The sequence below is a fragment of the Pseudomonas sp. FG6 genome (assembly GCF_057809015.1).
On record NZ_JBMDJD010000014.1, the window covers coordinates 21,855 to 47,463 of the forward strand.

The window sequence follows — 25,609 nt, forward strand, 5'->3', positions numbered from 1 at the left end:
AGTTCCGGGAGAGTTAACATGGGCAAGATTATCGGTATCGACCTGGGGACCACTAACTCGTGCGTCTCCGTGCTGGAAAACGGCAAGGCCAAAGTGATTGAAAACGCTGAAGGCGCGCGCACCACGCCGTCGATCATCGCGTATGCCAACGATGGCGAGATTCTGGTTGGCCAGTCGGCCAAGCGTCAGGCAGTGACCAATCCGCATAACACCCTGTACGCGGTGAAGCGTCTGATCGGTCGCAAGTTCGACGAAGAAGTCGTACAGAAAGACATCAAGATGGTGCCTTACAAGATCGCCAAGGCTGACAACGGCGACGCCTGGGTTGAAGTGAACGGCCAGAAAATGGCACCGCCACAGATCTCGGCTGAAATCCTGAAGAAAATGAAGAAAACCGCCGAAGACTACCTCGGCGAAGCAGTGACTGAAGCGGTCATCACCGTTCCTGCGTACTTCAACGACAGCCAGCGCCAGGCGACCAAGGACGCCGGCCGTATCGCGGGCCTGGACGTCAAGCGCATCATCAACGAACCGACCGCAGCCGCTCTGGCCTACGGTATGGACAAGGCCAAGGGCGACCACACCGTGATCGTCTACGACCTGGGTGGCGGTACCTTCGACGTGTCCGTGATCGAGATCGCTGAAGTCGATGGCGAGCACCAGTTCGAAGTGTTGGCCACCAACGGTGACACCTTCCTCGGTGGTGAAGACTTTGACATCCGCCTGATCGACTACCTCGTCGACGAGTTCAAGAAAGAAAGCGGCATGAACCTCAAGGGTGACCCGCTGGCCATGCAGCGCCTGAAAGAAGCCGCTGAAAAAGCCAAGATCGAACTGTCCTCGAGCCAGTCGACCGACGTGAACCTGCCGTACATCACCGCAGACGCCACCGGTCCTAAGCACCTGAACGTGAAGATCTCCCGCGCCAAGCTCGAAGCGCTGGTGGAAGACCTGGTTCAGCGCACCATCGAACCTTGCCGCATCGCCATGAAAGACGCCGGTATCGACGTGGGTTCGATCAACGACGTGATCCTGGTCGGCGGTCAGACCCGTATGCCATTGGTGCAGAAGCTGGTCACCGATTTCTTCGGCAAGGAAGCACGCAAGGACGTGAACCCGGACGAAGCCGTCGCCATGGGTGCTGCCATCCAGGGTGCCGTTCTGGCCGGTGACGTGAAGGACGTTCTGCTGCTCGACGTCAGCCCGCTGACCCTGGGTATCGAAACCATGGGTGGCGTGATGACCGCGCTGATCGAGAAAAACACCACGATTCCTACCAAGAAATCCCAAGTGTTCTCGACGGCCGATGACAACCAGGGCGCCGTGACCATCCACGTGCTGCAAGGCGAGCGCAAGCAAGCTGCCCAGAACAAATCCCTGGGCAAGTTCGACTTGGCCGAGATTCCACCAGCGCCACGTGGCGTGCCACAAATCGAAGTGACCTTCGACATCGACGCCAACGGCATCCTGCACGTCGGCGCGAAAGACAAGGCCACTGGCAAGACCCAGTCGATCGTGATCAAGGCCAACTCCGGCCTGTCCGAGGAAGAAATTCAGCAGATGGTTCGCGATGCTGAAGTGAACGCCGAGGAAGATCGCAAGTTCGAAGAACTGGCTAGCGCTCGCAACCAGGGCGATGCCTTGGTGCACTCGACTCGCAAGATGATCGCTGATGCTGGCGATAAAGTGACTGCGGAAGAGAAAACCGCCATCGAAGCGGCCGTGGTTGCCCTGGAAGCTGCCGTCAAAGGCGACGACAAGGCGGCCATCGAGGCGAAGATCGAAGAGTTGTCCAAGGTCTCCGCGCCAGTGGCTCAGAAGATGTACGCCGAACAGGCCAAGCCTGCTGAAGGCGCGGCAGAGCAAGGCGAGTCGGCCGAAAAAGCCGACGACGTCGTCGATGCCGAGTTCGAAGAAGTCAAAGACCACAAGTAATCGCTTGTTGGTCGGCCGGTTGACTGCATTTGTGCGGTGACTGGTAGGATGTCGCCGCGCGGGAGCTTGCTCCCGCGTTGGCGTGTCTGGAACCAATGAATTTTTACAGCATGCGACAGTGCTCGGATGCTGGGCGGCGTGATCGGGAATGCTCCTGCTTCCCGAATGACAGGCGCCGCGTTTTGGCCGGGTCTCTGGCTGAAAAATCGAAGACCAGGATCGTTGAATCGGGTGAGTTGGGTCCGGGCCTGTATAGGGCTCAACGAGTTTGGCGAGGCTCAGGAGAGGTTTGCCGGACGTCCTATTAGAGTGCAAAGACTAATGGCAAAGCGTGACTTTTACGAAGTATTGGGTGTTGAGCGCGGGGCCAGCGAGGCAGAGCTGAAGAAGGCCTATCGTCGCCTGGCAATGAAGCATCACCCGGACCGTAATCCCGGCGATAAAGCGTCGGAAGAAATGTTCAAGGAGGCCAACGAGGCCTACGAAGTACTGTCCGATTCCAGCAAGCGTGCCGCCTACGACCAGTACGGTCATGCCGGGGTCGACCCGAGCATGGGTGGCGGTGGCGCCGGTTTTGGGGGTCAGAACTTCTCCGATATTTTCGGTGACGTGTTCAGCGATTTCTTTGGCGGCGGTCGTGGCGGTTCCCGTGGCGGCGCGCAGCGTGGCAGTGACCTGCGCTACACGCTGGAGCTGAACCTGGAAGAAGCGGTGCGCGGCACCACGGTCAATATCCGTGTCCCGACACTGGTCAATTGCAAACCGTGTGACGGCTCGGGCGCCAAGAAGGGTTCCTCGCCCGTGACCTGCCCAACCTGCGGCGGTATTGGTCAGGTTCGCATGCAGCAAGGTTTCTTCTCGGTGCAGCAGACCTGCCCGCGTTGCCATGGCCAGGGCAAGATCATTTCCGATCCGTGCGACTCCTGCCACGGCGAAGGACGTGTCGAAGAGTACAAGACGCTGTCGGTCAAGGTGCCGGCCGGTGTCGATACCGGTGATCGCATTCGTCTGTCGGGCGAAGGCGAGGCGGGCGCCCAGGGCGGTCCGACGGGCGACCTGTACGTGGTCATCAACGTGCGCGAGCACGCGATTTTCCAGCGAGATGGCAAGCATCTGTTCTGCGAAGTGCCGATCAGCTTCGTCGATGCGGCCTTGGGTGGCGAGCTTGAGATTCCGACCCTCGACGGTCGCGTCAAGCTGAAGATCCCTGAGGGTACGCAAACCGGCAAGCAGTTCCGGATTCGTGGCAAAGGCGTTGCGCCAGTGCGTGGCGGTGGTGCGGGCGACCTGATGTGCCGTGTTGCGGTGGAGACGCCGGTCAACCTGAGCCGGCGTCAGCGTGAGTTGCTGGAAGAGTTCCGCAGCTCGCTGGAAGGTGACAACAGCCATTCCCCGAAAACCACCGGTTGGTTCGAAGGCGTGAAGCGCTTCTTCGGCGACCTGTAAGGAGTTCTCATGCGACGTATAGCTGTGATGGGCGCTGCTGGGCGCATGGGCAAGGCGCTGGTCGAGGCGGTGCAGCTGCGCTCGCCGCTCTCCGGGCTGACGGCTGCCATCGTTCGGCCTGACAGCACGCTGGTCGGTGCCGATGCCGGCGAGTTGGCTTCGCTGGGGCGCATCGGGGTGCCGATGTCCGGTGGCCTGGAAAAAGTGCTCGACGAGTTCGACGTGCTGATCGACTTCACCCTGCCGGAAGTGATGCTGAAAAACCTCGCCATTTGCCGTAAGCACGGCAAGGCCATGGTCATCGGCACCACGGGGCTGGATACGGCGCAGAAACAACTGTTGGCCGAGGCGGGCAAGGATATTGCGATCGTGTTCGCGGCGAATTTCAGCGTGGGTGTGAACCTGTCGCTGAAGTTGCTGGAGATGACGGCGCGGGTCTTGGGCGATGACGCGGATATCGAAATCATCGAGGCGCATCACCGGCACAAGATCGACGCGCCGTCGGGCACGGCCTTGCGCATGGGCGAAGTGATTGCCGATACGTTAGGTCGCGATCTGCGGCAAGTGGCCGTTTTTGGGCGCGAGGGGCACACCGGTGCTCGCGAGCGAGACACTATCGGTTTTGCCACCGTGCGCGGTGGTGACGTGGTGGGCGATCACACCGTACTGTTCGCCACTGAAGGCGAGCGCCTGGAGATCACCCACAAGGCGTCCAGCCGGATGACCTTCGCCAAGGGCGCGGTACGTGCCGCACTGTGGCTGGAGGGGCGTGAGCCTGGTTTGTACGATATGCAGGACGTTCTCGACCTGCGTTGATGTCATTGAACGCGGGGTTCAGGTTATACTGCGCCCCGTTTTACACCGCTTCGCGACGGCCTGTCGCATTCTCCTGCCTTTAAGGCTCATTAGCGGTGGACCAAAAAAGCCTTTTTCTGTAAGCTACAGCTTTAGTGTGTCCACTAAAAGCGCGCAGAATAATTCAGTGAACAAGCGGGGTGACGTGTCCATACGTCACTCCGCTTTTTTACAACCTGCGATCGCCCTTTCAGGCTTTATTTACGGGAGGTCTTCTTGACTAAGCCAGCCATACTCGCCCTTGCTGATGGCAGCATTTTTCGCGGCGAAGCCATTGGAGCCGACGGTCAGACCGTTGGTGAGGTGGTGTTTAACACCGCAATGACCGGCTATCAGGAAATTCTTACCGATCCTTCCTACGCCCAGCAAATCGTTACCCTGACTTACCCACACATCGGCAACACCGGCACCACGCCGGAAGACGCCGAGTCTGACCGTGTCTGGTCCGCCGGCCTGGTCATCCGCGACCTGCCTCTGGTGGCGAGCAACTGGCGCAACACGATGTCCTTGTCCGATTACCTGAAAGCCAACAATGTCGTGGCGATCGCCGGTATCGATACCCGCCGCCTGACCCGCATCCTTCGGGAAAAAGGCGCGCAGAACGGCTGCATCATGGCCGGTGACAACATCTCCGAAGCCGCGGCCATCGCGGCGGCCCAGGGCTTCCCGGGTCTCAAGGGTATGGACCTGGCGAAAGTCGTCAGCACCAAGAAACAGTACGAATGGCGCTCCACCGTCTGGGACCTGAAAACCGACGCGCACGCGACGATCGAGGCTTCCGAGCTGCCGTACCACGTGGTTGCCTACGACTACGGCGTCAAGCTGAACATCTTGCGCATGCTGGTCGAGCGTGGTTGCCGCGTGACCGTGGTGCCGGCCCAGACCCCGGCTGCCGATGTCCTGGCCCTCAAGCCTGACGGTGTGTTCCTGTCCAACGGCCCGGGTGACCCGGAGCCTTGCGACTATGCCATCCAGGCGATCAAGGACGTGCTGGAAACCGAGATCCCGGTCTTCGGTATCTGCCTCGGTCACCAGCTGCTGGCCCTGGCCTCGGGTGCCAAGACCCTGAAAATGGGGCACGGTCACCACGGTGCCAACCACCCGGTGCAGGACCTGGATACCGGCGTGGTGATGATCACCAGCCAGAACCACGGCTTCGCGGTGGACGAAGCCACCCTGCCGGCCAACGTGCGTGCGATCCACAAATCGCTGTTCGACGGCACGCTGCAAGGCATCGAGCGTACCGACAAGAGCGCATTCAGCTTCCAGGGCCACCCTGAAGCGAGCCCGGGCCCGAATGACGTGGCTCCGCTGTTCGATCGTTTCATCAACGAGATGGCCAAGCGACGCTGACCGCGTGCAGCCCGAGGGCGGCCCCGTACGCGGCGGCCCCCGCGGGCGCTTCAAAGATTGTTCGACGGCCTAGCCGACTGACCTGCGGATTTGAGTGACAAACCCATGCCAAAACGTACAGACATAAAAAGCATCCTGATTCTCGGCGCTGGCCCGATCGTGATCGGCCAGGCCTGCGAATTCGACTACTCCGGCGCCCAGGCCTGCAAAGCCCTGCGCGAAGAGGGCTACCGCGTCATCCTGGTGAACTCCAACCCAGCCACCATCATGACTGACCCGGCCATGGCCGACGCCACCTACATCGAGCCGATCAAGTGGCAGACCGTTGCCAAGATCATCGAGAAAGAGCGTCCGGACGCGCTGTTGCCGACCATGGGTGGCCAGACCGCGCTCAACTGCGCCCTTGACCTGGAGCGCGAAGGCGTCCTGGAAAAATTCGGCGTGGAAATGATCGGCGCCAATGCCGACACCATCGACAAGGCCGAAGATCGCTCGCGTTTCGACAAGGCGATGAAAGCCATCGGCCTGGAATGCCCGCGCTCGGGTATCGCCCATAGCATGGAAGAGGCCAACGCGGTGCTGGAGCGCCTCGGCTTCCCATGCATCATCCGTCCGTCCTTCACCATGGGCGGCACCGGTGGTGGCATCGCCTACAACCGTGAAGAGTTCGAAGAAATCTGCGCCCGTGGCCTGGACTTGTCGCCGACCAAGGAACTGCTGATCGACGAATCCCTGATCGGCTGGAAAGAGTACGAAATGGAAGTTGTCCGCGACAAAAAGGACAACTGCATCATCGTCTGCTCCATCGAGAACTTCGACCCGATGGGCGTGCACACCGGCGACTCGATCACCGTCGCGCCGGCCCAGACCCTGACCGACAAGGAATACCAGATCCTGCGTAACGCCTCCCTGGCGGTACTGCGCGAGATCGGCGTGGAAACCGGCGGCTCCAACGTCCAGTTCGGCATCTGCCCGGACACCGGTCGCATGGTGGTCATCGAGATGAACCCGCGGGTATCCCGTTCGTCGGCGCTGGCCTCCAAGGCCACCGGCTTCCCGATTGCCAAGGTCGCTGCCAAGCTGGCCGTGGGCTACACCCTGGACGAACTGTCGAACGACATCACAGGCGGCAAGACCCCGGCGTCCTTCGAACCGTCCATCGACTACGTTGTCACCAAGCTGCCACGTTTTGCCTTCGAGAAATTCGCCAAGGCTGACGCTCGCCTGACTACCCAGATGAAGTCGGTCGGTGAAGTCATGGCCATCGGCCGGACTTTCCAGGAATCGCTGCAAAAGGCCCTTCGCGGCCTGGAAGTGGGCGTGTGTGGCCTGGATCCGAAGCTGGACCTGAACGACCCGGAAAGCATGAGCGTGCTCAAGCGCGAACTGACCGTCCCAGGCGCCGAGCGCATCTGGTACGTGGCTGACGCCTTCCGTGCCGGCATGACCGTCGAGCAGATCTTCGGCATGAACATGATCGACCCTTGGTTCCTGGTGCAGATCGAAGACCTGATCAAGGAAGAAGAGAGGGTCAAGACCCTGGGCATGTCCAGCATTGACCGTGACACGATGTTCCGCCTCAAGCGCAAGGGGTTCTCCGACCAGCGCCTGGCCAAGTTGATGGGTGTGACCGAGAAGAGCCTGCGCGCTCACCGTCACAAGCTGGAAGTGTTCCCGGTCTACAAGCGTGTCGATACCTGCGCGGCCGAGTTCGCCACCGACACTGCCTACCTGTACTCCACGTACGAAGAAGAGTGCGAAGCCGCGCCATCGACCCGCGACAAGATCATGATCCTGGGCGGCGGCCCTAACCGGATCGGCCAGGGCATCGAGTTCGACTACTGCTGCGTACACGCCGCACTGGCGCTGCGCGACGACGGGTACGAGACCATCATGGTCAACTGCAACCCGGAAACCGTATCGACCGACTACGACACCTCCGATCGCCTGTACTTCGAACCAGTGACCCTGGAAGACGTGCTGGAAATCGTTCGCGTCGAGAAGCCAAAAGGCGTGATCGTCCAATACGGCGGCCAGACCCCGCTGAAACTGGCGCGCGCCCTTGAAGCCGCCGGCGTGCCGATCATCGGTACCAGCCCGGATGCGATCGACCGCGCCGAAGACCGTGAGCGCTTCCAGCAGATGGTCGAACGCCTGAACCTGCGCCAGCCGCCGAACGCCACTGTGCGTAGCGAAGACGAAGCGGTGCGCGCTGCGGCCGGGATCGGCTACCCGCTGGTGGTGCGTCCGTCCTATGTACTGGGCGGCCGTGCGATGGAAATCGTTTACAAGGAAGACGAGCTCAAGCGCTACCTGCGCGAGGCGGTCCAGGTGTCCAACGACAGCCCGGTGCTGCTGGACCACTTCCTCAACTGCGCCATCGAGATGGACGTGGACGCGGTCTGCGACGGCAAGGACGTCGTGATCGGCGCGATCATGCAGCACATCGAGCAGGCGGGCGTTCACTCCGGTGACTCCGCTTGCTCGCTGCCGCCTTACTCGCTGCCGGGCCACATCCAGGACGAGATGCGCGAGCAGGTCAAGAAAATGGCCCTGGAACTGGGCGTTGTCGGCCTGATGAACGTGCAGTTGGCGCTCCAGGGCGAAGACATCTACGTCATCGAAGTCAACCCGCGCGCTTCCCGGACCGTGCCGTTCGTCTCCAAGTGCATCGGTGTTTCCCTGGCGATGATCGCGGCCCGTGTCATGGCCGGCAAGACCCTTGCCGAGCTGGGTTTCACCAAGGAAATCATCCCGAACTTCTACAGCGTGAAAGAGGCGGTCTTCCCGTTCGCCAAGTTCCCTGGCGTTGACCCGATCCTCGGCCCGGAAATGAAATCCACCGGTGAAGTGATGGGCGTGGGCGATACCTTCGGCGAAGCGTTCGCCAAGGCCCAGATGGGCGCCAGCGAAGTCCTGCCAACGGGCGGTACGGCGTTCATCAGCGTGCGTGATGACGACAAGCCGTTGGTTGCAGGCGTGGCCCGTGATCTGATCAACTTGGGCTTCGAAGTGGTTGCCACTGCCGGTACTGCCAGGCTGATCGAGGCCGCAGGCCTGAAAGTGCGCCGCGTGAACAAGGTGACCGAAGGGCGTCCGCACGTGGTCGACATGATCAAGAACGACGAAGTCACGCTGATCATCAACACCACCGAAGGTCGCCAGTCGATCGCTGACTCCTACTCCATTCGTCGCAATGCGCTGCAGCACAAGATCTATTGCACCACGACCATTGCTGCTGGCGAAGCGATCTGCGAAGCGCTCAAGTTCGGTCCGGAGAAGACCGTGCGTCGCTTGCAGGATCTACATGCAGGATTGAAGGCATGAGCATAACCAAGTACCCGATGACTGTTCAGGGAGCTCGCGCCCTGGAAGAAGAACACGCTCACCTGACCAAGGTCGAGCGTCCGCGCTTGAGCCAGGCGATCGGTGAGGCCCGTGAGCTGGGTGACCTCAAGGAAAACGCCGAATACCATGCCGCCCGCGAGGAGCAGGGCATGGTCGAGGCGCGTATTCGCGACATCGAAGGCCGCATGCAGAATGCGGTGGTCATCGATGTCACGACGATTCCCCACACTGGCAAGGTCATTTTCGGCACCACAGTGGAAATCGCCAACGTCGAGACGGATGAAAGCGTCACTTACCAGATCGTTGGTGAGGATGAGGCGGACATCAAGCTCGGAAAGATTTCCGTCGGCTCGCCTATCGCCCGCGCCTTGATTGCCAAGGAAGAGGGTGATGTGGTCGCGGTAAAGACGCCCGGTGGTGTCATCGAGTATGAGATTGTCGAAGTCCGTCACGTCTGAACGAAGGCGTCCGCTGCGTGCGGGCGCCATGATCTGGCAGCTTGCCCAGATGTTGTGGGTGGGCGGTGTCTGGCTGTTGCACATCGGTTTGCTGCCGGTGCTGGGGCGAGTCGGCCTGGCGCCGCTGCTGATCGATGAAATCGACGGCATGCTGACGGCGCTGCTGGTCGGTTTTTCGGCGGTGTGCGTGATGTTCCAGGCTTTGGTGCTGATTCAGGCCGAGGGCCTGGTCAGTCTATGGCACGACATCCGCGGGCAATTGCTGGTCATGTCGTTGTATGCGTGCGGGATGTATCTTGTCGTGCAGCTTGGCTGGCCGGACGCAGGCCAGTGGCTGGCCTTCAGTTACCTGGTGCTGGGTTTTTCCGGCTTGGTGCTGGTGTTGCAGCCGGTGCCCGGATGGAGCGGCAGGGTGTGCGAGGCACACCCTTGACCCTTTGGCATTACTTGAAGCGGTGGACGTTCGACAGTTGCTTGTTGACGCTGAAGTTCTTGCGATAAATCAGCGCCATCTTGCCGATGACTTGCACCAGGTCCGCCTTGCCGGTCTTGCACAGTTCTGCCACGGCAGCCAGGCGAGCTTCGCGATCGAGGATGTTGAGCTTGATCTTGATCAGCTCGTGATCGCTCAGGGCGCGTTCCAGCTCGGCCAGTACACCTTCAGTCAGACCGTTGTCAGCCACTGTCAGAACCGGTTTCAGGTGGTGGCCAATGGATTTGTATTGTTTCTTCTGCTCTTGAGTGAGCGGCATAATCTGACCCCTGCGTCTGATCTTGTAAAAAGCGGCGGCCAGTTTACCCGAGCGAGTCCGGGACCGCCCACTTAATCACGATCCGTTTTTATTTTAGAGGTGGCCTGTGGCCCGTTCCAAGACTAGCCAGAACTGGCTGAGAGAGCATTTCAACGATCCGTACGTCAAAATGGCGCAAAAGGATGGCTATCGCTCGCGTGCCAGCTATAAATTGCTGGAGCTGCAAGAAAAGGATCGCCTGATCCGCCCGGGCATGACGGTCATCGACCTCGGCGCAGCGCCGGGAGGGTGGTCACAGGTGGCCAGCCGTCTGATTGGCGGGCAGGGGCGATTGATCGCGTCCGACATCCTGGAAATGGACAGCATCCCCGATGTGACCTTCATCCAGGGCGACTTCACGGAAGACGCCGTGCTGGCAAAAATCCTGGAAGCCGTCGGAAATACGCAGGTTGACCTTGTGATTTCCGATATGGCCCCCAATATGAGTGGATTACCCGCTGTCGACATGCCTCGTGCGATGTTCCTCAGCGAGCTGGCCCTGGATCTGGCCGGGCGGGTGTTGCGTCCGGGCGGGGATTTCCTGATCAAGGTCTTCCAGGGCGAAGGCTTCGACGAGTACCACAAGGGCATGCGCAAATTGTTCGATAAGGTGCAGATGCGCAAGCCGTTGTCGTCTCGTGATCGCTCTCGCGAACAGTATCTGCTGGCGAGAGGCTTTCGCGGGGCTGAAGGCGCTGCAAGTGATGAGCGTCTTTGAGGGGTTGCGATAGTTTTTTTTGTATCGCATTGCAAAAGCCGCGGGACGAAAATCATGCGGTCACAGTTTCACATTGGGTTACAGACGGCGCCTGCCAGAGCCGTACGTAATGTAGTAAGTTAGGCCGGTGAATATCATGCGAAGCGCGCGCCAGTAGCGGAGCTTGCTTCAGAGGGTAGTTAATTGAACGACATGGCAAAGAATCTGATCCTGTGGTTGATCATCGCCGCTGTCCTTGTGACCGTGATGAACAACTTCTCCAGCCCTAACGAGCCGCAGACCCTCAACTATTCCGACTTCATCCAGCAGGTCAAGGATGGCAAGGTCGAGCGCGTAGCCGTTGATGGCTATGTGATTACCGGCAAGCGCACCGATGGTGACAACTTCAAGACCATTCGTCCGGCAATCCAGGACAACGGCCTGATTGGCGACCTGGTGGACAACCATGTCGTGGTCGAAGGCAAGCAACCCGAGCAGCAAAGCATCTGGACCCAGCTCCTGGTCGCCAGTTTCCCGATCCTGGTGATCATCGCGGTGTTCATGTTCTTCATGCGCCAGATGCAGGGTGGTGGCGGTGGCAAGGGCGGGCCGATGAGTTTTGGCAAGAGCAAGGCCCGGCTGCTCTCCGAAGACCAGGTCAAGACGACGCTGGCCGATGTGGCCGGTTGCGACGAAGCCAAGGAAGAAGTGGGCGAGCTGGTCGAGTTCCTCCGCGATCCGGGCAAGTTCCAGCGCCTGGGTGGTCGTATCCCGCGTGGCGTGCTGATGGTCGGCCCACCGGGTACCGGTAAGACCTTGCTGGCCAAGGCGATTGCCGGCGAAGCCAAGGTGCCGTTCTTCACGATTTCCGGTTCCGACTTCGTCGAGATGTTCGTCGGCGTGGGTGCCAGCCGTGTTCGTGACATGTTCGAACAAGCCAAGAAGCACGCGCCGTGCATTATCTTCATCGACGAAATCGACGCTGTCGGCCGCCATCGTGGCGCTGGCATGGGCGGTGGTCACGATGAGCGTGAGCAAACCCTCAACCAGTTGCTGGTCGAGATGGACGGTTTCGAAATGAACGACGGCATCATCGTGATTGCCGCGACCAACCGCCCGGACGTGCTTGACCCTGCGCTGTTGCGTCCAGGTCGTTTCGACCGTCAGGTCGTGGTCGGCTTGCCGGACATTCGCGGTCGCGAGCAGATCCTCAAGGTCCATATGCGCAAGGTGCCGATGGGGGACGATGTCGCCGCAGCAGTCATTGCGCGTGGTACACCGGGGTTCTCCGGTGCCGACCTGGCCAACCTGGTAAACGAAGCGTCGCTGTTCGCCGCCCGTTCCGGCAAGCGTGTCGTGGAGATGAAGGAGTTCGAACTGGCCAAGGACAAGATCATGATGGGCGCCGAGCGCAAATCCATGGTCATGTCGGAAAAGGAAAAGCAGAACACTGCGTACCATGAGGCGGGTCACGCCATCGTCGGTCGCGTGGTGCCTGAGCATGATCCTGTCTACAAGGTGTCGATCATTCCGCGTGGCCGTGCCCTTGGGGTGACCATGTTCCTGCCGGAAGAGGATCGCTACAGCCTGTCCAAGCGTGCGTTGATCAGCCAGATCTGCTCGCTGTACGGTGGTCGTATCGCTGAGGAAATGACCCTCGGGTTCGATGGTGTGACCACGGGGGCATCCAATGACATCATGCGGGCGAGTCAGATCGCGCGGAACATGGTGACTAAATGGGGCTTGTCCGAAAAGTTGGGGCCTCTGATGTATGCCGAAGAAGACACCGAGGTGTTCCTGGGGCGTGGTGGCGGTGGTCAGCATGCCAGCTTCTCCGGTGATACCGCCAAGCTGATCGATTCCGAAGTGCGCAGTATCATTGACCAGTGCTATGGCACGGCCAAGCAGATCCTCACCGACAATCGTGACAAGCTTGACGCCATGGCCGACGCGCTGATGAAGTACGAGACCATCGATGCCGAGCAGATCGACGACATCATGGCGGGGCGTCCGCCTCGTGAGCCTCGTGACTGGACAGGTGGCACCGGTACTTCGGGAACGCCGCCGGCCGTACAAGGTGAGCGTCCGGAGACACCGATCGGTGGTCCGGCGGCTGACGTATAAGGCTTGAAATGACTTCTGTTCAGTCCTCGACCCGGTTGCCTTGCGGCAACCGGGTTCTTGATTTGGCCCATACGCATGTCATGGGCATCCTCAATGTCACTCCCGACTCCTTTTCCGACGGTGGGCGCTTCAGCCAGCTCGATGCGGCATTGCGGCATGCCGAGGCAATGGTGGCTGCTGGGGCGACGCTGATCGATGTCGGTGGCGAATCGACCCGGCCCGGTGCGCGGGCAGTGTCGCCCACCGAGGAGTTGGAGCGCGTGGCGCCGATTGTCGAGCGCATACATCGCGAGCTGGATGTAATTATCTCGGTCGATACCTCCACTCCGGCGGTCATGCGCGAAAGTGCACGCCTGGGGGCGGGGCTGATCAACGATGTTCGTTCCCTGCAGCGCGATGGCGCACTCGACGCCGCGGCGGCTACAGGGTTGCCGGTGTGCCTGATGCATATGCTGGGTGAGCCTGGGAACATGCAGGATGCTCCCCAGTATCACGATGTCACCCGGGAGGTTGGCGAGTTCCTGGTGGAGCGTCTGGCCCAGTGCGCCGCAGCGGGTATCGCTGGCGAGCGGATTATTCTTGACCCCGGATTCGGCTTTGCCAAGACGTTGGCTCACAACCTCAGCCTGTTCAAGCACATGGAGGCGTTGCATGCCCTCGGACGCCCCTTGCTGGTAGGGGTTTCGCGTAAGAGCATGATAGGCAATGCCTTGGGGCGACCGGTAGGGGAGCGCCTGTATGGCGGTCTCGCGCTCGCGGCCCTGGCCATTACAAAGGGTGCGCGCATCTTGCGTGTGCACGATGTGGCCGAAACGATGGATGTTGTGCGGATGATCGCTGCTGTGGAATCAGCCGAATAAGAATGACGGAGCACTTATGAGCAAAAAATACTTTGGCACCGACGGTATCCGTGGTCGGGTCGGCGAATACCCCATTACCCCTGATTTCATGCTCAAGCTCGGCTGGGCCGCCGGCATGGCGTTCCGCAAGATGGGCGCCTGCAAGGTGCTGGTCGGCAAGGACACCCGCATTTCCGGCTACATGTTCGAATCGGCCCTTGAAGCGGGCCTGACGTCGGCGGGTGCCGACGTAATGCTGTTGGGACCGATGCCGACACCGGCCATTGCGTACCTGACGCGTACCTTCCAGGGGCAGGCGGGCATCGTGATCAGTGCCTCGCACAACCCTCACGATGACAACGGCATCAAGTTCTTCTCCGGCCAGGGCACCAAGCTGCCTGATGAAATCGAGCTGATGATCGAAGAGCTGCTGGATACGCCAATGACGGTGGTGGAATCGAGCAAGATCGGCAAAGTGTCGCGGATCAACGACGCATCGGGTCGCTACATTGAGTTCTGCAAAGGCAGCGTGCCGACCGGCACCAGCTTTTCCGGCCTGAAGATCGTCGTCGACTGCGCCCATGGTGCAACCTACAAGGTCGCGCCGAGTGTGTTTCGCGAGCTGGGGGCGGAGGTCGTGGTGCTTTCCGCCCAGCCCAACGGCCTGAACATCAACCACAACTGCGGTTCCACCCATACCGAGGCGCTGCAGGCTGCCGTGCTCGCCGAGCAGGCTGACCTGGGGATTGCCTTCGATGGTGACGGTGACCGGGTCCTGATGGTCGATCACACCGGTACGGTCGTCGACGGTGACGAATTGTTGTTCATCATTGCTCGCGACCTGCACGGTCGCGGCAAGTTGCAGGGCGGTGTCGTCGGTACGCTGATGAGCAACCTCGGGCTCGAGCTGGCGTTGGCGGATCTGGATATTCCCTTTGTGCGAGCCAACGTGGGTGACCGCTACGTGATCTCGGAGTTGCTGGAGCGCAATTGGGTGATCGGCGGTGAAAACTCCGGGCACATCGTGTGCTTCGACCACACCACCACCGGTGACGCCATCATTGCTGCCTTGCAAGTGCTGATGGCGCTCAAAGCGCGCAACGAAGGGCTGGCGCAGTCGCGCCAGGCATTGCGCAAATGCCCTCAGGTACTGATCAACGTGCGTTTCGGTGGCGGGGCGAGCCCGATCGAGCATGCCAAGGTCAAGGCGGCTAGCGAGCGTGTGACCCAGGCGATGGCGGGTCGTGGTCGCGTGCTGTTGCGCAAGTCCGGAACAGAGCCTCTGGTGCGTGTAATGGTCGAAGGCGAGGACGAAACACTGGTTCGCGGCTATGCCGAAGAGCTGGCAAAACTGGTTACTGAAGTTTCTGCCTGAATTCGGCTTGCCAGCCATGGAACGGTTGGGTAAGATCTGCGCCCACTTTGACCGACGAGGTACAGCATGCGTCGCCCTATGGTAGCTGGTAACTGGAAGATGCACGGTACCCGCGCCAGCGTCGCTGAGCTGATCAATGGCCTTCGTCATTTGGCCTTGCCAAGCGGTGTTGATGTCGCGGTATTCCCGCCTTGCTTGTATATCAATCAAGTGATTGATGGCTTGAGAGGCAAGTCGATTTCGGTCGGCGCGCAGAATTCCGCGATGGAGCCGATGCAGGGTGCATTGACGGGTGAGATTGCTCCGAGTCAGTTGGTGGATGCAGGTTGTTCCCTGGTCCTGGTTGGACACTCCGAGCGTCGCCTGATCATGGGCGAGCAGGACAAGACCTTGATCCGCAAGTTCGCTGCGGCTCAGGCTTGCGGTCTGATCCCGGTGTTGTGCGTAGGGGAAACCCTCGAGCAGCGCGAAGCCGGCAAGACCCTTGAGGTTGTCGGGCGTCAGCTGGGCAGCATCATCGAAGACCTGGGTGTCGGTGCTTTTGCCAAGGCCGTCATTGCTTATGAGCCGGTCTGGGCCATTGGCACCGGGCTGACTGCTTCGCCGCAACAGGCGCAGGATGTGCATGCAGCCATCCGGGCGCAGTTGGCGGCAGAGAATTCTGAAGTGGCACGAGGTGTGCGGCTTCTATACGGCGGCAGCGTGAAGGCGGCCAATGCGGCTGAGCTGTTCGGCATGCCGGATATCGATGGGGGGCTCATTGGTGGAGCGTCCCTGAATGCAGATGAATTCGGTGCGATTTGTCGCGCCGCGGGAAACTGAGAAAATGCTGGAAACAGTCGTAGTCGTTTTTCATCTGCTGGGTGCATTGGGTGTAGTTGCTCTCGTATTGCTTCAGCAGGGTAAAGGTGCGGATGCTGGCGCGTCTTTCGGTGCAGGTGCTTCAAATACTGTGTTCGGAAGCCAAGGTTCCTCTACCTTTCTTAGTAAGTTTACTGCTATACTTGCCGCCGGTTTCTTCATGACCAGCTTGGGGTTAGGTTACTTTGCTAAAGAGAAGGCTCACGAGCTGACTCAAGTAGGTTTGCCAAACCCAGCCGTTATGGAGGCGCCAAAGCAACAACCGGCTTCTGATGATGTCCCGGTGCTTCAAGAGCAAAAGTCGGCCAACCCGGCGACTGACGTACCTCCAGCTCAAGAGCAGAAGTAAGAAGGTTTCAAACGCTGTATTTGCCGAGGTGGTGGAATTGGTAGACACGCAACCTTGAGGTGGTTGTGCCCATAGGGTGTAGGGGTTCGAGTCCCCTTCTCGGTACCAATTATCAGGAAAGCCCGCGATTGCGGGCTTTCTTGTAGGTGGAAGGGTTACATTGACCCTATAAGGGATCGGTCGTATACTTCCGCCCCAGCTTTGTCGCGGGATGGAGCAGCCTGGTAGCTCGTCGGGCTCATAACCCGAAGGTCGTCGGTTCAAATCCGGCTCCCGCAACCAGTTTCAGGGCCCCTTCCAAGGGGCTTTTTGTTAGCTGGACACTTTACAACGCCGCTGTTCAGGCGGCGTTTCAGGGATGGGCGATTCGCCCATTTTTTTTTATTTGCACAGCATGCACAAACATGCACGAGGGGGTTCAGGTGTCGAGCAAGCTAGAACAGTTGCAGGCCTTGTTGGCCCCGGTGGTCGTGGCCCTGGGCTATGAATGCTGGGGTATTGAGTTTTCGGCTCAAGGTCGCCACTCATTGTTGCGCGTTTATATCGATAAGGAAGGCGGCGTGTTGGTGGACGATTGCGCCATCGTCAGCCGTCAGATCAGCGGTGTACTGGATGTTGAAGATCCAATCAGCACCGAATACACCCTTGAAGTTTCCTCGCCTGGCATGGAACGCCCACTGTTCACGCTTGAACAGTTTGCTTCGTTTGCCGGTGAACAAGTGAAGATCAAGCTGCGTTCTCCTTTCGAAGGACGACGCAACTTTCAAGGCCTTCTGCGCGGTGTAGAAGAGCAGGACGTCGTGGTGCAGGTAGATGACCATGAGTTCCTGTTGCCGATCGATATGATCGACAAGGCCAACATTATTCCCAGTTTTGACTGATACGTGCCAGATACTGCGGATCCCGCGGATCCAATGGCTTGCGAAAGGCGAGGCGTACGATGAGCAAAGAAGTACTGCTGGTTGTTGAGTCGGTATCCAATGAAAAGGGCGTACCGGCTCACGTTATTTTTGAAGCGCTGGAGCTGGCCCTGGCCACTGCTACCAAGAAGCGATTTGAAGACGAAGTTGACTTGCGTGTGGAGATCAATCGCCACACGGGGGCTTATGAGACTTTCCGTCGTTGGACAGTGGTCGAGGAGGCTGACCTGGACGATCCGGCCATCGAGACCTGGCCAAGCAAGGTTGCCCAGACGCATCCGGGCGCCAAGGTCGGCGATGTTGTCGAAGAGAAAATCGAGTCCATCGAATTCGGTCGTATCGCTGCGCAGACTGCCAAGCAGGTCATCGTGCAGAAAGTTCGCGAAGCCGAGCGCGCGCAAGTCGTTGACGCCTATCGCGAGCGCCTGGGGGAAATCATCTCCGGCACCGTGAAAAAAGTGACCCGCGACAATGTGATCGTTGACCTGGGCAACAACGCCGAGGCGTTGCTGGCACGTGAAGACATCATTTCCCGCGAGACTTTCCGGGTGGGCGTGCGACTGCGTGCGCTGCTCAAGGAGATCCGCACTGAAAACCGCGGCCCGCAGTTGATCCTGTCGCGTACCGCGCCGGAAATGCTGATCGAGTTGTTCCGCATCGAAGTGCCGGAAATCGCCGAGGGCCTGATTGAAGTCATGGCCGCCTCCCGTGATCCGGGCTCGCGTGCCAAGATCGCGGTCCGCTCCAAGGACAAGCGCATCGACCCGCAAGGCGCCTGCATCGGCATGCGTGGTTCGCGTGTCCAGGCCGTCTCCGGCGAGTTGGGCGGCGAGCGCGTGGACATCGTCCTGTGGGACGACAACCCGGCGCAGTTCGTGATCAATGCCATGTCGCCTGCTGAAGTGGCGGCAATTATCGTTGACGAAGATGCCCACGCCATGGACATCGCCGTTGGCGCGGACAATCTGGCTCAGGCCATCGGTCGCGGAGGCCAGAACGTGCGTCTGGCCAGCCAGTTGACAGGTTGGACCCTGAACGTGATGACCGAATCGGACATCCAGGCTAAGCAGCAAGCTGAAACCGGCGACATCCTGCGCAACTTCATCGAAGAGCTTGAAGTCGATGAAGAGCTGGCACAGGTGCTGGTGGATGAAGGCTTTACCAGCCTGGAAGAGATTGCCTACGTACCGGTGGAGGAGATGCTCAACATCGACGGCTTTGACGAGGATATCGTCAACGAGCTTCGCGCTCGGGCCAAGGATCGTTTGTTGACCAAGGCCATCGCTACTGAGGAAAAGCTGGCAGACGCCCATCCGGCCGACGACCTGCTCTCGCTTGAGGGCATGGACAAGGAATTGGCGATGGAACTGGCGGTGCGCGGCGTCATTACCCGCGAAGACCTGGCCGAGCAGTCTATTGACGACCTGCTCGACATCGACGGCATTGACGATGAGCGTGCCGGCAAGTTGATCATGGCCGCCCGAGCCCACTGGTTCGAGTAATTAGGCGCGGCCTGAGGAGAGAAATGCATGACGCAAGTCACGGTGAAACAACTGGCCGATGAGGTCAAAACACCGGTAGAGCGCCTGTTGCAGCAGATGCGTGAGGCAGGTCTGCCGCACACCGCCGCCGAGGAACATGTGACTGACAGTGAGAAGCAATCCCTGCTGACCCACTTGAAGAGCAGTCACAAGGTGAAAGTGGAAGAGCCACGCAAGATCACTCTGCAGCGTAAAACCACCAGCACCCTGCGTGTTGCTGGTAGCAAGAGCATCAGCGTTGAAGTCCGCAAGAAAAAAGTCTTCGTACAGCGCAGCCCGGAAGAAATCGAAGCCGAGCGCAAGCGTGAATTGGAAGAGCGCCGCGCAGTAGAGAATGCTGCCCGTCAAAAGGCTGAAGAAGAAGCCAAGCGTCGCGCCGAAGAAGAAGCGCGTCGCCAGCCTGCTGTCGCGCAACCCGCGCCGGTCGAGGCCGTCGCCGCACCTGCACCGGTTGTCGAGCCAGAGCGCGAAAGCGCCCCGGTCGTGGCACCCGCGCCGGCCCCGGTCGACGCTCGCAAGCGTGACGAGCAGCGTCGTCCAGACAAGCCGCGTGCCGACGACAACCGTCGTGGCGGTGGCGATGGCGAGCGCAAGAACGCGCCTCATCGTGCTACGGTCAAGGAAAAGGCGCCAGCACCGCGTGTTGCGCCACGTACTACCGATGAAGAAAGCGATGGTTTCCGTCGCGGTGGTCGCGGCAAGGCCAAGCTGAAAAAACGCAACGCCCACGGTTTCCAGAGCCCGACCGGCCCTGTCGTGCGTGAAGTGAAGATCGGCGAGACCATCACTGTGGGCGATCTGGCCCAGCAGATGTCGGTCAAGGCTGCCGAGATCATCAAGTTCATGTTCAAGCTGGGCACTCCAGCCACCATCAACCAGGTACTGGACCAGGAAACTGCCCAGCTGGTTGCTGAAGAACTGGGCCACAAAGTGACCCTGGTCAGCGACACCGCCCTGGAAGATTCCCTGGCCGAGTCGCTGAAGTTCGAAGGTGAAGCGGTTCCTCGTGCGCCAGTCGTGACCGTCATGGGTCACGTTGACCACGGTAAGACCTCGCTGCTCGACTACATCCGTCGTGCCAAGGTGGCGGCTGGCGAAGCCGGCGGTATCACCCAGCACATCGGTGCGTACCACGTTGAAACCGATCGTGGCATGGTTACCTTCCTCGACACCCCAGGTCACGCCGCGTTTACCGCCATGCGTGCCCGTGGTGCCAAGGCAACCGACATCGTGATCCTGGTGGTCGCGGCGGACGACGGCGTGATGCCGCAAACCGTCGAAGCCGTCCAGCACGCCCAGGCAGCTGGCGTTCCGCTGGTGGTCGCGGTGAACAAGATCGACAAGCCGGGTGCCGACCTCGATCGCATCCGTAGCGAATTGTCGGTTCACGGTGTGACTTCCGAAGATTGGGGTGGCGACACGCCATTCGTTCCGGTCTCGGCGAAGATGGGTACCGGCGTTGACGAACTGCTCGAAGCGGTCCTGTTGCAAGCCGAGGTCCTGGAATTGACCGCTACGCCTTCGGCCCCAGGCCGTGGTGTGGTCGTTGAATCGCGCCTCGACAAGGGCCGTGGCCCGGTTGCGACGGTCCTGGTTCAGGACGGTACGCTGCGTCAAGGCGACATGGTGCTGGTCGGCTCGAACTACGGCCGCGTGCGCGCCATGCTCGACGAGAACGGCAAGCCTATCAAGGAAGCAGGTCCTGCAATTCCGGTCGAGATCCTCGGCCTGGACGGCACCCCGGACGCTGGCGACGAGATGAGCGTTGTGGCCGACGAGAAGAAAGCCCGTGAAGTGGCTCTGTTCCGTCAAGGCAAGTTCCGCGAAGTCAAACTGGCTCGCGCTCACGCCGGCAAGCTGGAAAACATCTTCGAAAGCATGGGCCAGGAAGAGAAGAAGACGCTCAACATCGTCCTCAAATCCGACGTCCGTGGTTCGCTGGAAGCCTTGCAAGGCGCTCTGAACGGCCTGGGCAACGACGAAGTTCAAGTGCGTGTGGTCGGCGGCGGGGTCGGTGGTATCACTGAAAGCGACGCGAACCTGGCACTGGCCTCCAATGCAGTACTGTTCGGCTTCAACGTCCGTGCTGACTCCGGCGCTCGCAAGATCGTCGAGCAGGAAGGCCTGGACATGCGTTACTACAACGTGATCTACGACATCATCGAAGACGTCAAGAAAGCGTTGACCGGTATGTTGGGCAGCGACGTTCGCGAGAACATCCTGGGCGTGGCCGAAGTTCGCGACGTGTTCCGTTCGCCGAAGTTCGGCGCCATCGCAGGTTGCATGGTGATCGAAGGTGTCGTTCACCGTAACCGTCCGATCCGTGTACTGCGTGAAGACATCGTGATCTTCGAAGGCGAGCTGGAATCCCTGCGTCGCTTCAAGGATGACGCTTCCGAAGTCCGTGCCGGCATGGAATGCGGTATTGGCGTCAAGAGCTACAACGACGTCAAGGTCGGCGACAAGATCGAAGTCTTCGAGAAGGTCCAGGTTGCTCGCAGCCTCTGACTCGCGCACTTCAAGAGCTGCACGGGGTAGTCGCATGAACATGCGCTGCCGCGCGAGCGGACTCTAAACGCAACGCCCGGTCTGGCTTTTGCCAGGCCGGGCGTTTGCCGCTTTCAGACCTTGCGGGTTTCACCGTGGGGCAGTAACAGGTAACAAGACATGGCAAAAGAATACAGCCGTACCCAACGAATCGGCGATCAGATGCAGCGCGAGCTGGCCCAACTGATCCGTCGCGAAGTCAAAGACCCGCGCGTCGGCCTGGTCACCATTACCGCTGTGGAAGTCAGCCGTGACGTCGGTCACGCGAAGATTTTCATCACCGTGATGGGCCAGGACAGCGGCGAAGAAATCGCCCAGAGCATCAAGGTGCTCAACTCTGCTGCCGGCTTCCTGCGGATGCAACTGGCCCGGGAGATGAAACTGCGTAGCGTCCCGCAGTTGCACTTCCACTACGACGAAAGCGTTGCCCGGGGTGCACACCTGTCGGCGCTGATCGAGCGTGCCGTGGCTGAAGACAGTCAGCACGCGGCTGAACCCGAAGACACCAAGGAGTAATTCGGTGGCTCAGGTCAAACGTATCCGTCGTAACGTCAGCGGCATCATCCTGCTCGACAAGCCGTTGGGGTTCACCTCCAACGCGGCGTTGCAGAAAGTCCGCTGGTTGCTCAATGCCGAGAAGGCCGGGCACACCGGCAGCCTCGACCCGCTGGCCACTGGCGTACTGCCACTGTGTTTCGGCGAGGCGACCAAGTTCTCCCAATACCTGCTCGATTCCGACAAGGGTTACGAAACCCTGGCGCAACTGGGCAAGACCACCACCACGGCAGACGCCGAGGGCGAGGTTTTGCTGGAGCGCCCGGTGACCGTTGGTCAGGCAGATATCGAGGCAGTACTGCCAGGATTTCGCGGGCAAATCAGTCAGATACCGCCGATGTACTCCGCGCTCAAGCGTGATGGACAGCCGTTGTACAAGTTGGCGCGTGCGGGTGAAGTAGTGGAGCGTGAGCCGCGTTCTGTTACTATTGCGCGCTTGGAATTGCTGGCCTTCGACGGTAATACTGCGCGGCTGGCCGTGGATTGCAGCAAGGGCACCTATATCCGGACCCTGGTGGAGGATATCGGCGAGCGGCTCGGTTGCGGTGCCTACGTGGCAGAACTGCGCCGGACCCAGGCCGGGCCTTTCACGCTGGCCCAGACGGTCACGCTGGAAGAGCTGGAAGCGGCCCATGCCGAAGGTGGCAACGAAGCGATCGATCGTTTCCTGATGCCATCGGACAGCGGGCTGCAAGATTGGCCGCTGCTGCAGTTCTCGGAACACAGTGCGTTCTACTGGCTCAACGGCCAGCCGGTACGTGCCCCGGATGCGCCGAAGTTCGGCATGGTACGGGTACAGGATCACAACGGTCGTTTCATCGGTATCGGTGAAGTGAGCGAAGACGGGCGCATTGCGCCGCGTCGACTGATTCGGTCGGAATGACCGGAACCAGCCTGCGTAACAACAGGCTGGCGAGTGTGGCTGTTAACAGGCACGGTCACTACTCATTTATAGATACAGGGATTTGTCCCTGGCCTGTTGAAGCTGTTTTTTTGAAACAGTTTCCTGACTAAAAGGATTGCCTCATGGCTCTCGACGTTCAAGAAAAAGCTCAAATCGTAGCTGACTACCAGCAAGCTGTTGGTGACACTGGTTCGCCAGAAGTGCAAGTTGCACTGCTGACCGCCAACATCAACAAACTGCAAGGTCACTTCAAGGCCAACGGTAAAGATCACCACTCCCGTCGTGGTCTGATCCGCATGGTAAACCAGCGTCGTAAGCTGCTGGACTACCTGAAAGGCAAGGATCTGAGCCGTTACAGCGCTCTGATCGCTCGCCTGGGTCTGCGTCGCTAATCAGCGATTGCGCTAGAGGTTGGTGGTCTGTCGTACGTCAGTGGGTTTCCCGCTGGCGCATGGCAGGCTCCCAGCCTCAAGTTTTATCTGGATACACGTTTTACCCTGGACAGGCGTCGGGCCGATTCCCGTCATTGCCCAAGAATTTCGCAAGAAGACAAGTTCCCCAAGAGCCACAAAGAAGGTAGGACACCGTGAACCCGGTAATCAAGAAATTCCAGTTCGGTCAGTCGACCGTTACCCTCGAGACTGGCCGTATCGCCCGTCAGGCCTCCGGCGCAGTACTGGTCACCGTTGACGACGACGTCAGCGTGTTGGTGACCGTAGTGGGTGCCAAGCAAGCCGATCCAGGCAAGGGCTTCTTCCCTCTGTCCGTTCACTACCAGGAAAAGACTTACGCAGCTGGTAAGATCCCTGGCGGTTTCTTCAAGCGCGAAGGCCGTCCTTCCGAGAAAGAAACCCTGACTTCCCGACTGATCGACCGTCCGATCCGTCCGCTGTTCCCAGAAGGCTTCATGAACGAAGTGCAGGTTGTCTGCACCGTCGTTTCCACCAGCAAGAAGACCGATCCGGACATCGCTGCGATGATCGGTACCTCGGCTGCCCTGGCCATCTCCGGCATTCCTTTCGATGGCCCGATCGGTGCTGCACGCGTGGCATTCCACGAAAGCACCGGCTACCTGCTGAACCCGACCTACGAGCAACTGGCTGCCTCCAGCCTGGACATGGTCGTGGCCGGTACCGAAGAAGCCGTTCTGATGGTTGAATCGGAAGCCAAAGAGCTGACCGAAGACCAGATGCTGGGTGCCGTGCTGTTCGCCCACGACGAATTCCAGTCGGTCATCAAGGCTGTCAAAGAGCTGGCCGCCGAAGCCGCCAAGCCAACCTGGACCTGGGCTCCACAGCCAGAAGCCACCGCACTGCTGGGCGCGATCCGTGCCGAGTTCGGCGAAGCGATCTCCCAGGCCTACACCATCACCGTCAAGGCCGACCGTTACGCGCGCCTGGGTGAGCTGAAAGACCAAGTGGTTGCCAAGCTGTCCGGCGAAGAAGGCCAGCCGTCTGCTGCCGAAGTCAAAGCGGCTTTCGGTGAAATCGAATACCGCACCGTTCGCGAAAACATCGTCAACGGCAAGCCGCGTATCGACGGTCGCGACACCAAGACCGTACGTCCGCTGAACATCGAAGTCGGCGTTCTGCCAAAAACCCACGGTTCGGCCCTGTTCACCCGTGGCGAAACCCAGGCTCTGGTAGTCGCGACTCTGGGCACCGCCCGTGACGCACAGCTGCTGGACACCCTGGAAGGCGAGAAAAAAGACCCGTTCATGCTGCACTACAACTTCCCTCCGTTCTCGGTAGGCGAGTGTGGTCGCATGGGTGGCGCTGGTCGTCGCGAAATCGGTCACGGCCGTCTGGCCCGTCGTTCGGTTTCGGCCATGCTGCCTGCCGCTGACGTATTCCCTTACACCATCCGTGTGGTTTCGGAAATCACCGAATCCAACGGTTCGAGCTCGATGGCTTCCGTTTGCGGTGCTTCCCTGGCCCTGATGGACGCCGGTGTGCCGATGAAGGCGCCGGTTGCCGGTATCGCCATGGGTCTGGTTAAAGAAGGCGAGAAATTCGCCGTCCTGACCGACATCCTCGGTGACGAAGACCACCTGGGCGACATGGACTTCAAAGTGGCCGGTACCGCCAAGGGCGTCACCGCACTGCAGATGGACATCAAGATCAAGGGCATCACCGAAGAGATCATGGAAATCGCCCTGGGCCAAGCCCTGGAAGCGCGCCTGAACATCCTCGGCCAGATGAACCAGATCATCGGTCAGTCCCGTACCGAACTGTCGGCCAACGCTCCGACCATGATCGCGATGAAGATCGACACCGACAAGATCCGTGACGTCATCGGTAAAGGCGGCGCGACCATCCGTGCGATCTGCGAAGAAACCAAGGCTTCGATCGACATCGAAGACGACGGTTCGATCAAGATCTTCGGCGAAACCAAGGAAGCGGCAGAAGCGGCACGCCAACGCGTCCTGGGCATCACTGCCGAAGCCGAGATCGGCAAGATCTACGTCGGCAAGGTCGAGCGCATCGTCGACTTCGGCGCCTTCGTCAACATCCTGCCGGGCAAGGACGGTCTGGTTCACATCTCCATGTTGAGCGATGCTCGCGTCGAGAAAGTGACCGACATCCTGAAAGAAGGCCAGGAAGTGGAAGTGCTGGTACTGGACGTGGACAACCGCGGCCGTATCAAGCTGTCCATCAAGGACGTGGCAGCTGCCAAGGCATCGGGCGTTTAATCAGCCCTTCGCCTGACCG

General features: G+C 59.9%; 21 protein-coding genes and 2 tRNA genes. 22 read left to right on the forward strand and 1 reads right to left on the reverse strand.

All coding sequences use genetic code 11. The annotated features are described in order from the left end of the window. Positions 1–18: 18 nt before the first annotated feature. The 7 genes from dnaK (at position 19) to ACODSJ_RS11365 (ending at position 9,828) form a co-directional block, all read left to right on the forward strand. Positions 19–1,935 carry a molecular chaperone DnaK gene (dnaK, locus tag ACODSJ_RS11335; RefSeq protein WP_489101808.1) on the forward strand — a complete coding sequence of 639 codons (1,917 nt, stop codon included), beginning with the start codon at positions 19–21 and terminating at the stop codon, positions 1,933–1,935. Positions 1,936–2,256: 321 nt separating this feature from the next. After that, positions 2,257–3,381 carry a molecular chaperone DnaJ gene (gene dnaJ / locus ACODSJ_RS11340; RefSeq protein ID WP_489101809.1) on the forward strand — a complete coding sequence of 375 codons (1,125 nt, stop codon included), beginning with the start codon at positions 2,257–2,259 and terminating at the stop codon, positions 3,379–3,381. Positions 3,382–3,390: 9 nt separating this feature from the next. Further along, on the forward strand, positions 3,391–4,197 hold the full coding sequence (gene dapB / locus ACODSJ_RS11345) for a 4-hydroxy-tetrahydrodipicolinate reductase (protein WP_489101810.1): 807 nt from the start codon (positions 3,391–3,393) through the stop codon (positions 4,195–4,197). 255 nt (positions 4,198–4,452) lie between these two features. After that, positions 4,453–5,589 carry a glutamine-hydrolyzing carbamoyl-phosphate synthase small subunit gene (gene carA / locus ACODSJ_RS11350; RefSeq protein WP_489101811.1) on the forward strand — a complete coding sequence of 379 codons (1,137 nt, stop codon included), beginning with the start codon at positions 4,453–4,455 and terminating at the stop codon, positions 5,587–5,589. Positions 5,590–5,694: 105 nt separating this feature from the next. After that, positions 5,695–8,916 (forward strand): carbamoyl-phosphate synthase large subunit, encoded by a 3,222-nt coding sequence (gene carB / locus ACODSJ_RS11355; RefSeq protein WP_489101812.1) that lies wholly within the window; start codon positions 5,695–5,697, stop codon positions 8,914–8,916. 2 nt (positions 8,917–8,918) lie between these two features. Beyond that, the gene (gene greA, locus ACODSJ_RS11360; RefSeq protein ID WP_489101886.1) at positions 8,919–9,395 is read left to right on the forward strand and encodes a transcription elongation factor GreA; all 477 of its coding nucleotides are present in this window, start codon (positions 8,919–8,921) and stop codon (positions 9,393–9,395) included. Positions 9,396–9,423: 28 nt separating this feature from the next. Beyond that, positions 9,424–9,828 (forward strand): MFS transporter, encoded by a 405-nt coding sequence (locus ACODSJ_RS11365; protein ID WP_489101813.1) that lies wholly within the window; start codon positions 9,424–9,426, stop codon positions 9,826–9,828. Positions 9,829–9,838: 10 nt separating this feature from the next. Here ACODSJ_RS11365 and ACODSJ_RS11370 read toward each other — a convergent pair whose 3' ends face one another. Beyond that, the gene (locus tag ACODSJ_RS11370) at positions 9,839–10,147 is read right to left on the reverse strand and encodes a YhbY family RNA-binding protein (RefSeq protein ID WP_003197704.1); all 309 of its coding nucleotides are present in this window, start codon (positions 10,145–10,147) and stop codon (positions 9,839–9,841) included. Between the two features lie 106 nt (positions 10,148–10,253). Between ACODSJ_RS11370 and rlmE the strand changes: the two genes are divergently transcribed. The 15 genes from rlmE (at position 10,254) to pnp (ending at position 25,590) form a co-directional block, all read left to right on the forward strand. Then, the gene (gene rlmE, locus ACODSJ_RS11375) at positions 10,254–10,904 is read left to right on the forward strand and encodes a 23S rRNA (uridine(2552)-2'-O)-methyltransferase RlmE (protein WP_489101814.1); all 651 of its coding nucleotides are present in this window, start codon (positions 10,254–10,256) and stop codon (positions 10,902–10,904) included. Between the two features lie 192 nt (positions 10,905–11,096). Then, a complete protein-coding gene (ftsH, locus tag ACODSJ_RS11380) occupies positions 11,097–13,007 on the forward strand; it encodes an ATP-dependent zinc metalloprotease FtsH (protein ID WP_489101815.1) in 1,911 nt (636 codons plus the stop codon). Positions 13,008–13,015: 8 nt separating this feature from the next. Then, positions 13,016–13,867 (forward strand): dihydropteroate synthase, encoded by an 852-nt coding sequence (folP, locus tag ACODSJ_RS11385; RefSeq protein WP_489101816.1) that lies wholly within the window; start codon positions 13,016–13,018, stop codon positions 13,865–13,867. A 16-nt stretch (positions 13,868–13,883) separates the two neighbouring features. Then, on the forward strand, positions 13,884–15,221 hold the full coding sequence (glmM, locus tag ACODSJ_RS11390; protein WP_489101817.1) for a phosphoglucosamine mutase: 1,338 nt from the start codon (positions 13,884–13,886) through the stop codon (positions 15,219–15,221). A gap of 66 nt (positions 15,222–15,287) precedes the next feature. Then, positions 15,288–16,043, forward strand: a complete 756-nt coding sequence (gene tpiA / locus ACODSJ_RS11395) for a triose-phosphate isomerase (RefSeq protein WP_489101818.1) — start codon at positions 15,288–15,290, stop codon at positions 16,041–16,043. Between the two features lie 4 nt (positions 16,044–16,047). Further along, entirely contained in the window at positions 16,048–16,431 is a 384-nt protein-coding gene (secG, locus tag ACODSJ_RS11400) for a preprotein translocase subunit SecG (RefSeq protein ID WP_489101887.1), read from the forward strand. A gap of 22 nt (positions 16,432–16,453) precedes the next feature. Next, positions 16,454–16,539 (forward strand) — tRNA-Leu (locus ACODSJ_RS11405). Between the two features lie 97 nt (positions 16,540–16,636). Further along, a tRNA-Met gene (locus ACODSJ_RS11410) sits at positions 16,637–16,713 on the forward strand. 140 nt (positions 16,714–16,853) lie between these two features. Continuing rightward, a complete protein-coding gene (gene rimP, locus ACODSJ_RS11415; RefSeq protein WP_053153211.1) occupies positions 16,854–17,312 on the forward strand; it encodes a ribosome maturation factor RimP in 459 nt (152 codons plus the stop codon). Between the two features lie 59 nt (positions 17,313–17,371). After that, positions 17,372–18,853 carry a transcription termination factor NusA gene (gene nusA / locus ACODSJ_RS11420; RefSeq protein WP_489101819.1) on the forward strand — a complete coding sequence of 494 codons (1,482 nt, stop codon included), beginning with the start codon at positions 17,372–17,374 and terminating at the stop codon, positions 18,851–18,853. A gap of 27 nt (positions 18,854–18,880) precedes the next feature. After that, on the forward strand, positions 18,881–21,400 hold the full coding sequence (gene infB, locus ACODSJ_RS11425; protein WP_489101820.1) for a translation initiation factor IF-2: 2,520 nt from the start codon (positions 18,881–18,883) through the stop codon (positions 21,398–21,400). Positions 21,401–21,559: 159 nt separating this feature from the next. Then, positions 21,560–21,955, forward strand: a complete 396-nt coding sequence (gene rbfA, locus ACODSJ_RS11430; protein ID WP_260960327.1) for a 30S ribosome-binding factor RbfA — start codon at positions 21,560–21,562, stop codon at positions 21,953–21,955. Positions 21,956–21,959: 4 nt separating this feature from the next. After that, a complete protein-coding gene (gene truB, locus ACODSJ_RS11435) occupies positions 21,960–22,877 on the forward strand; it encodes a tRNA pseudouridine(55) synthase TruB (protein ID WP_489101821.1) in 918 nt (305 codons plus the stop codon). A 143-nt stretch (positions 22,878–23,020) separates the two neighbouring features. Then, complete coding sequence (gene rpsO / locus ACODSJ_RS11440; RefSeq protein ID WP_085698397.1) at positions 23,021–23,290, forward strand: 30S ribosomal protein S15; 270 nt, start codon at positions 23,021–23,023, stop codon at positions 23,288–23,290. A gap of 194 nt (positions 23,291–23,484) precedes the next feature. Then, positions 23,485–25,590, forward strand: a complete 2,106-nt coding sequence (gene pnp / locus ACODSJ_RS11445; RefSeq protein ID WP_489101822.1) for a polyribonucleotide nucleotidyltransferase — start codon at positions 23,485–23,487, stop codon at positions 25,588–25,590. Positions 25,591–25,609 lie beyond the last annotated feature (19 nt).